At 26.5% G+C, this 16020-nt stretch carries 11 protein-coding genes; 3 read left to right on the top strand and 8 right to left on the bottom strand.

From position 1 onward, the window contains the following. Nucleotides 1-55 precede the first annotated feature (55 nt). The 3 genes from BINT_RS04005 to BINT_RS03995 form a co-directional block, all read right to left on the bottom strand. Nucleotides 56-2950 carry a methyl-accepting chemotaxis protein gene (locus tag BINT_RS04005; RefSeq protein WP_014487275.1) on the bottom strand — a complete coding sequence of 965 codons (2895 nt, stop codon included), beginning with the start codon at nt 2948-2950 and terminating at the stop codon, nt 56-58. 79 nt (nt 2951-3029) lie between these two features. Continuing rightward, the gene (gene murJ / locus BINT_RS04000; RefSeq protein ID WP_014487274.1) at nt 3030-4643 is read right to left on the bottom strand and encodes a murein biosynthesis integral membrane protein MurJ; all 1614 of its coding nucleotides are present in this window, start codon (nt 4641-4643) and stop codon (nt 3030-3032) included. 504 nt (nt 4644-5147) lie between these two features. Further along, complete coding sequence (locus tag BINT_RS03995; RefSeq protein WP_014487273.1) at nt 5148-5375, bottom strand: hypothetical protein; 228 nt, start codon at nt 5373-5375, stop codon at nt 5148-5150. Between the two features lie 614 nt (nt 5376-5989). Between BINT_RS03995 and guaA the strand changes: the two genes are divergently transcribed. Together guaA and BINT_RS03985 are read left to right on the top strand one after the other, a co-directional pair. After that, nucleotides 5990-7534, top strand: a complete 1545-nt coding sequence (gene guaA / locus BINT_RS03990; protein ID WP_014487272.1) for a glutamine-hydrolyzing GMP synthase — start codon at nt 5990-5992, stop codon at nt 7532-7534. Between the two features lie 22 nt (nt 7535-7556). Further along, complete coding sequence (locus BINT_RS03985; RefSeq protein ID WP_014487271.1) at nt 7557-8531, top strand: DNA-methyltransferase; 975 nt, start codon at nt 7557-7559, stop codon at nt 8529-8531. A 504-nt stretch (nt 8532-9035) separates the two neighbouring features. Here the strand turns inward: BINT_RS03985 and BINT_RS15065 are convergent. The 5 genes from BINT_RS15065 to BINT_RS03960 form a co-directional block, all read right to left on the bottom strand. Continuing rightward, on the bottom strand, nt 9036-9545 hold the full coding sequence (locus BINT_RS15065) for a DNA methyltransferase (protein WP_268741616.1): 510 nt from the start codon (nt 9543-9545) through the stop codon (nt 9036-9038). 71 nt (nt 9546-9616) lie between these two features. Further along, on the bottom strand, nt 9617-10864 hold the full coding sequence (locus BINT_RS14930; RefSeq protein WP_014487269.1) for a site-specific DNA-methyltransferase: 1248 nt from the start codon (nt 10862-10864) through the stop codon (nt 9617-9619). A 4-nt stretch (nt 10865-10868) separates the two neighbouring features. Next, nucleotides 10869-12368 (bottom strand): hypothetical protein, encoded by a 1500-nt coding sequence (locus BINT_RS03970; RefSeq protein WP_041177236.1) that lies wholly within the window; start codon nt 12366-12368, stop codon nt 10869-10871. Further along, a complete protein-coding gene (locus BINT_RS03965) occupies nt 12344-13597 on the bottom strand; it encodes a DEAD/DEAH box helicase family protein (RefSeq protein WP_041177235.1) in 1254 nt (417 codons plus the stop codon). Before BINT_RS03965 ends, BINT_RS03970 begins: the two co-directional genes overlap by 25 nt. A gap of 71 nt (nt 13598-13668) precedes the next feature. Beyond that, the gene (locus tag BINT_RS03960) at nt 13669-14778 is read right to left on the bottom strand and encodes a tetratricopeptide repeat protein (RefSeq protein WP_014487268.1); all 1110 of its coding nucleotides are present in this window, start codon (nt 14776-14778) and stop codon (nt 13669-13671) included. 192 nt (nt 14779-14970) lie between these two features. On the opposite strand from BINT_RS03960, the gene BINT_RS03955 reads away from it, so the two are divergent. Beyond that, on the top strand, nt 14971-16014 hold the full coding sequence (locus BINT_RS03955) for an ABC transporter substrate-binding protein (protein WP_041177234.1): 1044 nt from the start codon (nt 14971-14973) through the stop codon (nt 16012-16014). Nucleotides 16015-16020 lie beyond the last annotated feature (6 nt).

Here is a 16020-nt window from a genome sequence, read left to right as displayed (position 1 = left end):
CAATAAAAAAGCCTGAACCATATTAAAGATTCAGACTTTATATGTTTATTAATAATTACCAAGTTACTATATATTCAGTATAAATATAACCTTTACTTATAGACTTAGTCATCTTTACTTTAGAACCATTAGGATATTTGAATCTAAATATATTTTTTATCATCTCATCAAAATAAGTTTCTATCATAGAATCATAATTAGGGAAGTAGTGAAGATGATAAATAATACGTCTCTTCTCTGCTTTAACTACTTCTACATGGATATTTTTAAACATTTTCTTAGTAAAGTTAACAAATACATCAGCTAATGAATTCTTTTTAGCAAGTTTTATAAATACTTTTTTAATAAAACTAAACCTTTTAAAATCATATCTAGCTTTTTGTCTAATACCTTCTCTTGCTCCATCATAGAACTCATCCATTATTGAAGTCATAGGTATAAAACAAGATGTAGACAAAGGATATTTCTTTCTAAATTTAGTCTTTTTCAAATCTTTAAATATGTTTTTACATTCATCAGGCATTTGATCTAAAAGAGTTTGGAATTTATCCTTTCCAAAAGTAGCTACAACAAATCTATAAATACTTTCTACGAATGCCTGTCTGCTGTATGCCCTATCGCCTTCATTAATAATTTTTATTTTCTCTTTAATAACATCTTCAAAATCTTTTATAACATAATTAGACATTTCTTTTTCTAACATATCAACTGAATCACTGGCTACATTAGAAAGCTGTTCTATTTCTTTTATTAAACCAAATACATTTCCTATTTGATTTCCCATATCCTGAGTCTTAGAAACTATATCATCACTATTTTGTGATACAAGCTTCATGGCCTCATCATTTTTCTTAGAGAAATCAGAAAGATTTACCAAATCATCCTTCGCTATAGATATTCTTCCATGTAAATTTGTATATTGTTCTTTAATCTCTTTAACAGCATCATACAGACTTTCTATAGATACACTTATCTCTTTTGTAGAATCATATTTTTCATCTGCAACTTTTTTCACCTTAGTCATAGTATTAACAAAATTCTGAAGCTTAACTAACATATCTTCTGTAGTTACTATTCTTTCTGTCATACTTGACATAATAAGATTCATTTCTTTTTCTATATCTCTTAATATCTTCCAAGCTTTTTCAGACTGCAAATTTGTTGTAGTAGCTAATTTTCTAATCTCTTCAGCAACAACTGCGAATCCTTTACCTTGTTCTCCAGCATGTGCAGCCTCAATAGCAGCATTCATCGCTAACATATTTGTCTGCTGAGATATATCAATAGTAGAATTTACGAAGTCTGTAATACCTCTTATAGAAGTTATTAATGATTTTGTAATATTTTCAGTTTTAACTATTTTTTCTTTACTATCCTCTGCTAAAGATACAACATGTTCAGATTCTTCTTTGGCCTTACCTACTGAAAGAGATACTTCCTGCATATCTTTTTGCATAGTCATAGTTAATGAATTAATTTGATTTATACTTACAGACTGATCATCGATTTTGCTTTGAAGATTATTAGTCATATCATCAATGGAAATTAATTCAGCCAAGCTAGAAGCTATAATTTTATATATTTCCAAATTACTAGTTTCTACATGTTTGAATTCTGTTTGCTGAGATGATATATTATCTATTATTAAACTTACAGATTCTGTCATAGAACCAGCAGCTTCGGATATATCTACCATCTTAACTTTTAAAGCATTACTTTGCTCTTTTGATACTTTAAGAGTTTTTGATACACTTGAAAACACATGCTGAACCATATCAAAAAATATTCTTATCCAAGTGCTTAAATCTCCAAGAGAGTCTCTAGAATGAATCTTACTTACATTAACAAATATATTATTATCAAACACCCCAGATTCCAATTCCTGAGATATTTTATCCAAAGGCTTTAATGATATAGGAATAGTAATATTCAAAACTACTATTATAACTATAATGGCAACTATTAATATAAAGAATATTGTATTATTAGTTGTTACCAATACATTATAGAAAAAGCTTGTAGGAACATACATAAATATATTATAAAAACCATTATCAAACTGTTTGAAAAATAAAGTATATGTATTATCGCCTACTTTATAATTCTCCCTTATTCTAGTATTAGTATAGAATGTTGTATTATCTATTGCATTGTTAATCCATTCTATATCTTTTAAATCACTTAATATATAATTAGCATTATCATGATAAACTATCCTTCTATTTCTAGAATCAAATATAACAGTATTGAATGGTCCTGTTTTTACTATATTAGTAAACATTTCATGAACTATTTCTAAAGAAACATCTGATAAAGAAACTCCTATCAAATTATCATTTATACTGGAATATATAGGAGATGAGAAAGAAATAACTTTTTGAGGCTTATCAATATTCTTCAAATATGGAGAAGAATAATAAATAGTTCTAGGTCTTTTAGCCTCTCTATTCCAATTCTCAGGAAGAGCCAAAGAATAAAATTCCTCTTGATTATAGTTATCATTAACTGTTTCTATTTTAGGCTGCATATTACCAGTATTACCTACATCATACAAATATAAAGAATAAAGTCCTCTCATATAAGGATTATTATCTATGATATCTGGCTCAAAATATATACCATTTGCTATAACATGATGCAAACCTAATTGAGATTTATGGAATCTATATATTATTTTTCTTAAATTAGTAGCAACATCTGTAACACTTCCTGTAGAGTATAAATCATAAGATACTGTAGCTATATCTGATAAGGAAACAGTACCTACAGTCGTTGAAGTGAATATATTATCAAAAGTAGAAGATACATCATAAAAATAGTTCTGCGAAATATTCATAGCAGAATTATATAATGCTTCTCTATTCGTTCTAGTATTTATGAATATTGTTGGGGATAATGCTAAAATTACAACTATAATAACTAATAAAAGTACCTTATTTTTTAGACTCATAGAAAAAACCTTATATTAAATAAAAAATTACTGCTTAAATTATCGGATACTTTTTTCTTATTATTAAGAATGATATATATTATTTTTTCAGAAACTTTCTTGATAATCTGCCTTTAAACATACTAATAAAGGAAACAAAATCATCATTTCTTAATATAATGTTCATTATAGAATAAACAACAACTCCTAATAATATTACTATAAATACTTTTAATATAAAAAATACCCTAGAATCAGCATTACTAGATAACAAATAATATTTCATTCCATAGACAGAAGCCGCCATAAATAAACTAGCAGCCAATGTCTTTACAACCTCAATTTTTTTATTTATTATCGATTTCACTGCCATTCTCTTTATAAGCAATACATATAGTATACAAAAAGATACAATATTTGCAACAACACTTGATATAGATATTCCTATAATATCGAATTTAAATATATAAACACATAAATAATTACTAACAGCATTAATAATAAATGTAAAAAATGCTACATATACAGGAGTTTTCATATCTTTCATAGCATAAAATGACTGTACAAGTATTCTATAGCTTGCCACAAAGAATAATGATATAGATAAATATCTTAAAGCACTAGATACTAAATATGTAGATTTTGAAGAAAAAGCACCGTACTCAAATATCATTCTTACAATTTCTCTGCCAAGTACCACAAATCCAAAAGTAGCTGGAATTGTAACTAAAGCAACAAGCCTTAAAGAATATCCTAAATTTTCAACAGCTTCATCTTTTTTGTTATCAGCTATTAATTTACTTAAAGTAGGAAGCATAACAGTTGCCACACTTACAGCAAAGACACCCAAAACAAATTCATGTATTCTAGTAGCAAAAGTAACAGCTGAAACCCTGCCCTCTCCTATAGCTCCAGCAAATGCAGTAGAAACAAGCAAATTTATCTGATATATACTAGCACCGAAAATACCCGGAGCAAATAATTTTATCATCTTTATAACATAAGGTTCTTTAAAATGAAAATAAGGCTTGAAACTAAAACCCTGTTTATGTACAAAAGGCATTTGATAGGCAAATTGTACAAACCCTCCAAGCAGTACAGCAAATGCGAATACATAAGCCATATTATTAAAAAAATTAGGAAGAAAAAATTTAAAGAACAAAGCCATAGATATAATTACAGTATTTAAAAGTATAGGGCTTGCAGCTGATATTGAATAATAGCCCCTTATATTAAGTACACCCTGCATTAAAGCTGCCAAAGATATAAATAAAAGATAAGGAAACATTATTCTTGACAAATCCGATGCCAGATTAAGAGCTTCTATATTATTATGTGCTGATTTATAAAGTATTCTCACAAGCAAAGGAGATATTATTATTCCAATAGCTACAACTACTATAAGTATTAATCCCAATAATGTAAAAACAGCCCTAAAAAATTTCTTTGACTCTTCAATGCCTTTTTCTTTTTCAAGCTCTGTAAATACAGGTATAAAGCTTGCAACCATATTACCTTCAGCAAATAATCGCCTCAATAAATTTGGAAGTATGAATCCTATTGCAAAAGCATCTGCTATGAATGTAGTACCAAGCAAAGCAGCCTGTATTTGATCCCTTACAAGCCCAAATACTCTGCTTACTGTAGTTACTAATGACATTTTTAATGATGATTTAGCTATCTTTTCTTTACTTACTGTTTTATTCTCTGACATATTGCCTCTATTATAAATAAACTGCTAATAGTTTTTATTTTAAATATTATTAATTATAACAGTATATCAAACATATAATAAAAAGCGAATTTATACTAAAAATTTTTAAGTTTGTCAACCGATGCTCTTTATGTAAATTTTATCTACTTTTTTTGACGCACACGCTCTGCGGGCTTCGCCAAAGTAGCAAAAAACGCATATACTATAACTTAATATTTTAAGAATATGTATAAAACTTGGTATAACCATAATGTCAGATTAAAAATGCGGTCTTTCGCGAAGCGTATCCAACCTGTTGAGGATATAGGTTCTTGCCTGCCGAAGGCACGCACAGCGAGGTGGTCTTCACCTATACCAATACTGAAAGGTACCTCCCTACGGCACGCAAAGCGTCGGTAAAAGAACTGTGGTGCTGCAAGCTGTGTACTTATTAAGGGCAAAGCCCTGCATATAGTTAAATTTAAAAAAATTATTTTTGACAAAATATATTTGTTTCAGTATATATTAGTATAAATTAAAATTCTTTTCATCTCTATATTCTTCTAGTTCTTTTTTATAATCAAAATTTTCAGGTAATCTTCCTTGATATTTCTTTAAATTTTCTAAAGCCTGTTTTTTATCATTTATTATTTTTTCATTTGAATCATTATTTATAAAATCTATTACTGATAAAAGTTTATCTTCTGGTAATTCTTTAATTAAATTTAATGTTTTTTCTCTTAACTCTGTCACCTAAATATCCTCTTAAATTATTATATATTAAATCTATAATAATTACATATCAAAATTTATTTTATTAAATTATTTTTTTAGATTTATAATAAATATTTACAATATTTTTATAATATAGCTTTCCCATACGAAACAAATATAGTAGAAAAATAAAGCCTAATCAAAAAGCAATAAAAAATTAATATAGTTTAATTAACATAATATTTTTTATTAATATATGCCTGTACTTGTGTTATTTTTACATATAAAGAAAATCAATAATTCAAACAAAACAAAAACTATAAATTAATCATATACTAAGATTTTAAATTTTGTTCTCACTCCCCACCCTCTATATTTATTAATTAATTTTGAATTTATAATTTTCTTTATCTTTATTGCTTTAACATGAATGATAACACCCACCCTAGTATTATTTAGGTTAAAAATGGTATTAACGCACGTTAAATAATTATAAAAATAAAGTATGCTAAGAATAAAGCAATTTCAATTATTCAAAAAATCAACTTACCGTGCGTAATTATCAAAATATTATGATAACTAATAATTGAAATTTTATTATTTTAATGTAATATTAAAAAATTCATAGTTTATTTTTTATAAAAGAGGAATATATGCAAAATAATATTGATAAGGTTTTAATACTAGATTTCGGCTCACAATTTACACAGCTTATTACAAGAAGAATAAGAGAATTGAATGTGTATTCAGAAATTCACCCATTTCATGTTTCAATAGATTTTATAAAGGAATTTAATCCTAAGGCAATAATACTTTCAGGAGGTCCTTCAAGTGTATACGAAGAAGATGCACCAAAAGTAGATAAAGAGTTATTTAATTTAGGAGTGCCTATACTTGGAATATGTTATGGTATGCAGATAATAGTTTATTCTATGGGCGGAAAAGTTGAAAGTGCTGACAAAAGAGAGTACGGAAAAGCTGAAATTGAAATAACTAATCATGAAAGCATATTTAAATCATTCGGTAAAAGTAATATTGTGTGGATGAGTCATGGCGACAGTATTAAATCTATACCTGAAGGTTTTGAACTTATAGCAAAAACTCCAAATACTGAACTCGCTGCTATAGAAAATAAACAAAAAAATATTTATGCTATACAGTTTCACCCTGAAGTAGTTCATACAGAAAATGGTATAAAAATAATAGAAAATTTCTTATTTAATATTTGTAAATGCGAAAGAAATTGGAATATGGGCTCTTTTATAGAATATGAAATAAAAAGAATAAGAGAAACTGTAGGCGATAAAAATGTAATATTAGGGCTTTCTGGAGGAGTTGATTCTTCTGTAGCGGCTGTATTAATAGAAAAAGCTATAGGAAAGCAATTAAAATGTATATTCGTTAATAATGGACTTCTTAGAAAAGATGAAGATAAAAAGGTTGTTGAAGTATTTAGAGATAATTTCAATATTGATTTGATTTATGTTGATGCTTCAAAGAGATTTTTAGATAAATTAGCTGGTGTTACAGATCCGGAACAAAAGAGAAAAATAATAGGACATGAATTTGTAAGCGTATTTAATGACGAAGCTAAAAAGATAGAAAATGTTGGATTTTTAGCACAAGGTACGCTTTATCCTGATGTTATAGAAAGTGTATCTTTAAGAGGAAGTTCTGCTGTTATAAAAAGTCATCATAATGTTGGCGGACTACCAAAGGACATGAAATTTGAACTTTTAGAGCCTTTCAGAGAATTATTCAAAGATGAAGTTAGAGAAATAGGTTTAGAATTAAAATTACCTGAAGATATAGTATACAGACAGCCTTTCCCTGGTCCTGGTTTGGCGGTTAGAATATTAGGCGATATCACAGAAGAGAGAGTTAAAATACTTCAAGAAGCTGATGATATAGTTGTAACCGAAATAAAAAAGGCAGGACTTTACAGAAAATTATGGCAGTCTTTTGCTATACTTCTTCCTGTAAAAAGTGTCGGCGTTATGGGTGATGGCAGAACCTATGAGCAGGTTTGTGCTGTAAGGGCTGTTGAAAGTGTTGATGCTATGACTGCTGATTGGGCTAAAATTGATTATAATGTTTTAGGTATAATATCAAACAGAATAATAAATGAAGTTAAAGGTATTAACCGCGTTGTTTATGATATATCTTCAAAACCGCCTGCTACTATAGAATGGGAATAATTTTTATAATAGCGGGAAATACATGAATACTAAAGTTAAATCAGTCAAAAATAAAACTATTGATTTTGATATAAATACAGAAGAAGGTAAATCATATCTAAACAAATGTATTATAGACAATGAAAATATAATAGAATACAAAAAAGAAAATATTATAAATAAAACTATAAACGGCAATACTTTTGATGTTTTAAAAAAAATAGAAAAAAATATAGCTGATTTAATGATAGTTGATCCGCCTTATAATATATCCAAAAATTATCATGGTTTTAAATTCAAAGATATAGATAATTTAAGCTATGAAAAATATACTCATCTATGGGTAGAAGACATTATTCCAATATTAAAAGAAAATGCCACTATATATGTATGCTGTGATTGGAAGTCTAGTCTTGTAATAGGGAATGTTTTAGAAAAATATTTCAACATACAAAACAGAATCACTTGGCAGAGAGAGAAAGGCAGAGGGGCTAAAAATAATTGGAAGAATGGAATGGAAGATATATGGTTTGCTACCCTATCAAATAAATATACTTTCAATGTAGATGATGTAAAAATAAGAAGAAAGGTAATAGCTCCATATAGAATAGAAGGAAAGCCTAAAGATTGGACGGAAACAGAAGACGGCAATTTCAGAGATACCTGTCCGTCTAATTTTTGGGACGATATATCTGTGCCTTATTGGTCTATGTCAGAAAACACTGCTCACCCTACTCAGAAGCCTGAAAAGTTAATAGCGAAATTGATATTAGCAAGTTCAAATGCCGATGATTTTATATTTGATCCTTTTTTGGGAAGCGGCACTACTTCAGTGGTAGCGAAGAAACTAGGAAGAAATTATTCAGGTATAGAACAGCATAAAACATATTGTGCTTGGGCTGAAAAAAGAATCGAAAATGCTGAAAGCAACAAAGAAATACAAGGCTACACAGGTAATGTATTTTGGGAGCGAAACACTATATCAATACAGAAGAAAATAAAAAACGTTAATCAATAATTATTATTCATAAATAAAAAAATGGAGCTGCCTCCCACGAACAACCCCATTACTTTTAATAATCGAACAAAAAACTACTTTTTTATTAAAGTATTAAATTAAAGAACCGATAATATAAATGCGACAAGGGGGAAATTATCCTTGCACATTTAAAGCACCCCCCGTGATTTTCGGCTCTACTTCAACAGTAGCTGTTTTGTCAGAGAAATTATTTCTGACAGTGACATTTACCCCGCCTATTGACGTAGTATACGTATTGGTTGTATCAGTCGTCGTAATAGCTGTAACCATATTTGTAAACTCCTTTTAAAATATAGCTTTGTCCTTTAGATATTATACTATATAATAAAAAATTCACAAATAGAAAATTATCTTTTTTTGAGTAATTTTACAATCAATTTTTATAAAACTGTTTAGATAATTTGATATCATCATCAGATAATTTAAAAGTCTTATCTTTCATTTCAGAAAAAGGTACATAAAACATATTTTTATCAAGCAGTTCTAATAAAATTTCTTTTTTCTTTCCAATTTTAAAGATAAAAATTCTTCATCATCTTCAAAACTTTTATTTTCAAAATAATCTATTTGAAGCCTATGATTAATTAAAGATTTATTTTTCATATCTTCAAATATTTCTTTTAACTCTTTATCATCTTTTATTTTTTCAATTTTTTTAGCCCAATCAGCATTATATGAAGCAATATCAAAAGTAATAAATTCTCCTCCGCCCTGCCAATTAACATTTTTAGAAATACCTGAATTCTCACCTTCAATAACTTTTTTAAGCCTTTCAACACAAATATCAAAATGCTCTTGTATCTGCTCAACTCCTATATATCGCCTATTCATTTTATGAGCAACGGCTAAAGTAGTACCAGACCCAGCAAAGAAATCAAGAACAATATCATTTTCGTTAGTAGAAATTTCAATAACTCTTTTTAATAAAATTTCTGGTTTTGGATATCCAAATATTTTATTATTAAATAGATCATAATGCTCCTTTGTACCTATTTCATTATTAAAACCATCTATTAAAAGTGTACTATATGGATTTTGTCTTACTATATTTTTTAAATCATTATCTACAAATTGATATTGTTTAAAATAAACAGACCATATTCCATTATTATTTTTTTGAAAACTATAAAATTATTCTCTATACCCCAATCCAATTTATCTTTGCTCCATCTCCAACACCAACCATTATATTCTTTTACTCCACCAGCATATATTAAAGTTCCATCTGGTGCTTTAATTGGATAATCTAAAGAATCAGAATATCTTATACTTCCTCTATCTAATTTATTTAATTTATATTTACCTCTTGTATATACAAATTCATCTTCATATATATATGAATCCATATTATCTGCAATTTCTTTATTTATTAAAATATAGTCAATATTTTTAGAATATAATAATAAATAATCATGTTGTTTAGCAATATATTTAGCATCAATTCTAGCAGCTTGACCTGTTTTTCTAATAAAATTAGATATAAAATTATCTCTTCCGAAAATTTCGTCCATTAAAACTTTTAGGTATGCCTGCTCGTTATCATCGCATTGTACAAAGATTGCTCCGTCATCAGACAATAATTCTCTGGCTAATTGCAGTCTGTCTTTCATAAATACAAGCCAAGCACTATGATTAAAATTATCATTATAAGAAAATGTATCGCTTCCAGTATTGTATGGAGGGTCTATATATATTAATTTTATTTTACCAGCAAATTTTGCTTTCAAACTGCATAAAGCTGCAAAGTTATTACCATTAATAATTAAATTTTCATTACCTTTTATAGCTTCAGGTGTTTCCTCTTTTAATTTTTCATTTTCAAAACTATATTTTTTAAAATTTTTAAATGCTTTAGGGCTTTTTAATTTATGTATATCATCTTTGAAAAGAATATTATTTATCATCGTTTCTTTTCTGTTTGTTCTTTTTGCCTCTGTTTTTGTCATTCCTCCGTCAAGAGTGCAGTCTTTATAAGGATAACTTAATACCACATAATCTTCATTCATTATTTTGACAATACTTTTATCAGTTATCAAACCTATTTTATTTCCGTATTTTGTAAAACTATTTCCTAAAAATCTTGCATCATTTATACACATTCTGAAATCTTCTGATTTGAAAATAGTTACATCATCTATTTTTTCTAAAAAATAATATTGGCATCTTTTATCATTAAGCAGAAATTTTATTAATTCTGAATTATAAAGTCTTGCATCTTCAGCTATTTTTGATATTAACAAATCCCCATCTTTTCCTATATAGTTATTATTTTTCTTAAATAACTTTTTTAAATAATTATGTATATATTCCATTTAATTATCCTTTAAACTCATTTTTCAATTCATCATTCCATTTTTGAATATCCATTTGATCAGTAAAAAATCTCATACCGAATAAAATATATTTATCTGTATCAAGCTCAAAAATATCTTTATTTAAAGTACTATCATTTTTTATAGATAGTAAAAAATCTTGTTTTGCTTTTTCTTTTGGAGAATCTCCTAAACCTTTTCCTTTAGGTTCTAAAAATACTTGATAATGAATCTGTTCTTTTTTATATTCGCATATTAAAATAAAATCAGGGTAAAAAGCTGTTCCATTATCAAAATTATATATAGCTAAATCTTGGTCATTTCTAAATAAATATATATTGCTATAGCCTTTTTCTTTTAAATATTCTATAACATCATTTATATGTTTTTTAGAAAAAGATATTTCTAAATCGCTATCAGCATATAAAAAATTTTGTGCATAATAGTCTATTTTTTCCATATCATCACATAATTTTTCATTGTATATTTTTTTCTTTTTATCTCTAAATACATCTTTTATTAATTGTGGGTAAAAATCTTTTGTTCCTATATATTCACTATAATTTTCATCAATTATTTTAATTAATTTAGGATAAAAATTTGTTGTAAGAAAATTAATATATTCATAATTTAGATTTACATATTTATCATTTAAATTGAAAAAAAGAAATTTTACATCATTTAAATAGTCAAATAGTTCTCCTATATTTTTTAAATCTTGGAATTTAGGTTTAAGTTTATCAAATCCGTAATTCATTTTATACCAAGCATTAATTTTTATATAATCTTTAATATCTCCAAAACTTATATGTTTAGGTTTTCCCAAAGATTCTATTTTAAGATTTTGAAGTTTTTCACTTTCTGTTAAATTTTTTTCTTCTTCAATGCTAATAGCATGTTCTATTTTTCTTATACCTGTTCTGCAATTATATTCTAATGTAATATTTCTAAAATAAGATTTAATATCTTCAAAAGATTTTTTATTTCCTACTAATGTTTTATCTTCTTTATAAAATCTAGCTTTTTCTTCTTTTCTATTAGAAAATATAAAATTTGTATCAGCGTATTTTTTTACATTTTCTTTTAGTTTAAAATCTTCTTCTCTGCAATATACATCATCTAAAAGTCCATGCTCTCTTAATACAGTTCTCAATTCTGATATGTATCTGCTATCTTTTATACTATGATAATATAATGTTTCTAATATTCTTTTATCATTATCCAAATCTTTATCATATTTTCTTTTATATATTTCATCATCATTATAATAATCTAATTTTAAAGGATAATATCTTGCTCCTCTTCCTATTAATTGAGCCTCGCTTATTGTAGTTTTTCCAGCTTTTTTATTTTTTGTATCTGCATCTCTTTTTTCATATAATCTAACTATATCAAATAAATTTAAAACGTCCCAACCTTCATTTAATTTATTAACACTAAAAATAACTCTTATAGGATTGTCTTTATTCTCAAGTGTATTTAACAATTTATTTTGTTTTGACATTTCCTTACTATCTTTATCATTTTTTCTTCTGATGATTTAGTTTTTTCATTAGTTATTAATTGATATTCTTTTTTAAAAGCTTCTTTTATTCTGCTTATAAAAATATCAAAATCTTTATATTTATTTTTAAAATATCCTATAGCTTTATATATGATGTCTTTTTTATCATTTTCTTTAAGATTAGATTTGTATAATTTATCAATATCTTTTTCTTTTAAATTATCTATTAAATCATTAAATATTTCCTGATTTGCTTGAGATTCTTTTATAAGTTTATGTGCTTTAAATAAAATTATTGGTTTTAACTCTATACCATTATTTGAAGCAATTTCTCTCCTGTATTCGCTAAGTATAACAGCACCAAGCATTAAGTATTTTTTATCAACATCATTTTGTATTATATCAATTTCTTTAGAATATAAATCTTGTCTAAATTTTAATAAATCATATTTAAATATTGTTTTATCCAAATATTTATCAACTATAGATTTGTTTTCATAATCTATAGTAGCTGTAAATTCAAATAAAAAATTTTCTTTGTTAGATTGAAATATAGTTTGTACAGTACTTTCCCAATTATCATTTTTTACTGTTTCTTTTTCATTTGATTTTTCTTCTTCAAAAAATCCTTTTTGAACAATTTTATTTTTAGAAGTTTCTGCATTAAAATGATGTGCTTCGTCTGCTAATATAACAATTTTTTTATCCTGTAAGTTTGTTATATCAAAAGCATTTTCTTTATTTTCTTTTAATAAATTATGTAAATATTGTATAGAAGTTACAAATATATTTATATTATAATCATCTGAATAATCAAAATTATTAACTTCTTTTATTTCAACATTTTTATTATTGATTATAATTTCATTATTAAAAAGATATTTATTACTTGATATATTAAAAAAATTTTCTCTCGTTTTATCTATGATATTTACAGAATTTACAAAAAATAAAAAATTTCTATATCCTTTTTCATATAAGTAAAGTATCAAAGAAGCCATTATTAATGTTTTTCCGCTTCCTGTAGCCATATTAAACATTAAATGATTATTTTTATTATTATTATCATATTCATTTAAATATGCTATAAAATACTGTAAACAGTTTACTTGATATGGTCTTAAAGTATTTTTTATATTTTTAGTAATAGAAATAGGTATTTCAATTTTCTCAATACTTCTTTTCCCTATTTCAACTTCTATAGAATTTTGCAACATTTTAGATAACATTCAAATACCTTTATTAATAAAGTATTTTTATATATCGTAAAGTTTACATAACATATTTAGAACTTTAATTTTTACTTCTTAGGCAAATGCTTTATAATCTGACCTTCAAGCTGTATTGATTTCTGCTTGGCATCATAGCCCAAAATCTTACCATACACTTCTATATAGTTTTTAGGCTCTAATGTTACAGTAACATTCACTATTAAATCAGCAACGCCTGCAATGTTCTTGTCGGCTGTATCATAAATCAAAAGTCTTGCTTTTTTCTTTGGTATGCCGTCTATATTGGTTTGACTTACAGTATTTACATCAGCTTTCCATTTCACATAACCGCCATTGTATAAGTCATAATTTTCAACTACTGTAAGATAGTTAGGACTCTCTCTAAAAATATTATAATCCGGTGCTATTACAAATTCTTTAAGCACTCTGAATCTCTCTTTTAAATATTCGTTTATGTCGCTTTTCAATGCACCATTAATTATCATAACAGCTTCATTAACAGAGGCACTTCTCATATTGTTTTTAGCCTTGTCAAACATCTCAGCTACTTCACGCGGTGAGTATGTAGGACTCTTCGCACTCTCTGGAATCTTGCCGTCTTCTAACCCCTCAAATAAGTAAACATTCTCAAGCTTTTCTCTTAATTCTTTTTGCTCTTTATCAAGAAGTACATATCTTATTTTAGGGTAAACTCTGTCTATTGTTATGTATGATAAAAATGTGAGTATGAATGCTATAGGTATTAGAACTATAAATCTTGACATTGATAATTTTTTCTTGCCAAGTAAATACGCTCTAGGATTTATCTCATCGCCTCTTGCATTGTTGGTTAAAAATCTTATTCTCTCTATATTGTCTCTTGCAATTTTATTTTCAGGCTCTAAATCTAATATTCTGAAATACTCTCTCAAAGCATTTTCTCTGTGTCCATTGTGTAAACTTACATAGGCCTTGGCAAGCATAGCATTAAAACAAAAACTATCCTCTCTAAGTGCCTTTCTTGAAAGTTCCTCAGCACCATAGAAATCTTTTAAAAATATATCAGCAAAAGAAAACATAGCAAGAGCTTCCGCATCATGCAATATTTTACTTTTATTACTAAGAAGAAAATCTTTTGCTTTTTTATATTTCTTTTTCTTTATGAGAGTATATGCTTTGTCAGCTATTTTGCTTTTCATATTATGTATTATAATCCTAATGTTAAAGTGTTAACATAATTATCGATATTATGATAACTTTTATTAGCATTTTTTTATTATGTAAACTTTTTTCCTCTAATTTACACTTTATAGTACTAAAAACTTTATTTTTTTATTGACAAAAACACAATATAATATATTTTATTGCAAAATTAATTGCGGGATACAATTATGAGATTTTTAGGTCACTTTATAAGACTAATCATAATTTTAATGATTTCTATAATAATATTTTCATGCAATAAGAATGAAAGCGAATCACAAAATTCATCATTGGTTATATACTCACCATCATCAAGAGATTTTATTGATCCACTAATAGAAGATTTCAAAAGTAAGAATCCAAATATAAATGTAGAAGTAATAATAGCAGGTACAGGTGAATTAATAAAAAGAATAGAAACAGAAAAAAATGATCCATTATGCGATGTTTTAATGGCAGCCAATATTAATTTGGTAAAGAATAATCAGGATTTGTTTGAAAATTACACAACAACAAATGAAAATGAAATATTAGACAGCTATAAAAATGTAGAAGGCACAATGACTAGATTTATGATTAGCCCAAGCGTATTAATAGTCAATACTAATCTTGTAGGCAATATAAATATAGAAGGCTACTCTGATTTAACTAATGAACAATTAAAAGGAAAAATAGCATTTAATGATCCATCCACATCTTCATCATCTTTTAAGCATTTAGTTACTATATTGTATACAATGGGAAAAGATGATATCAATAAAGGTTGGGAATATATTGATAAATTATGCGATAATTTAGACGGAAAATTACTAACAGGTTCATCTGCAGTATATAAAGGTGTAGCTGATAATGAATATACTGTTGGACTTACATTTGAGAATGCCGCTGCAAATTATGCTGCTTCAGGTTCTCCTGTAAAATTAGTATATATGAAAGAAGGAGTTATAATGGAGCCTGCAGGAATATATATAATAAAAAATGCTAAAAATATGGAAAATGCTAAAAAGTTTTTGGATTATATGACTAGCTTTGATACTCAAAAGAAAATGAATGATGAACTTAATGCAAGAGCTGTAAGAAAAGATTTAGGAGCTTCCCCTATACTAGTTGATATAAAAAATATAAATGCTATCACTTCAAATGAAGAATTAGAATATATAGATAACTTTGTAAAAGAAAATCAAGAAACTTGGCTTGAAAAATTTAAAAATATAATTACAGATAAATTATAAAAAAGG

It is taken from the genome of Brachyspira intermedia PWS/A (genome assembly GCF_000223215.1).
GTDB lineage: Bacteria > Spirochaetota > Brachyspiria > Brachyspirales > Brachyspiraceae > Brachyspira > Brachyspira intermedia.
This window is presented reverse-complemented; position numbering and strand designations above follow the sequence as displayed.

Coding starts and splice junctions, on each gene's coding strand:
- BINT_RS04005 (WP_014487275.1), bottom strand. CDS start 2,950: ATGAGTCTAAAAAATAAGGTACTTTTATTAGTTATTATAGTTGTAATT.
- murJ (WP_014487274.1), bottom strand. CDS start 4,643: ATGTCAGAGAATAAAACAGTAAGTAAAGAAAAGATAGCTAAATCATCA.
- guaA (WP_014487272.1), top strand. CDS start 5,990: ATGCAAAATAATATTGATAAGGTTTTAATACTAGATTTCGGCTCACAA.
- BINT_RS03985 (WP_014487271.1), top strand. CDS start 7,557: ATGAATACTAAAGTTAAATCAGTCAAAAATAAAACTATTGATTTTGAT.
- BINT_RS14930 (WP_014487269.1), bottom strand. CDS start 10,864: ATGGAATATATACATAATTATTTAAAAAAGTTATTTAAGAAAAATAAT.
- BINT_RS03970 (WP_041177236.1), bottom strand. CDS start 12,368: ATGTCAAAACAAAATAAATTGTTAAATACACTTGAGAATAAAGACAAT.
- BINT_RS03965 (WP_041177235.1), bottom strand. CDS start 13,597: ATGTTATCTAAAATGTTGCAAAATTCTATAGAAGTTGAAATAGGGAAA.
- BINT_RS03960 (WP_014487268.1), bottom strand. CDS start 14,778: ATGAAAAGCAAAATAGCTGACAAAGCATATACTCTCATAAAGAAAAAG.
- BINT_RS03955 (WP_041177234.1), top strand. CDS start 14,971: ATGAGATTTTTAGGTCACTTTATAAGACTAATCATAATTTTAATGATT.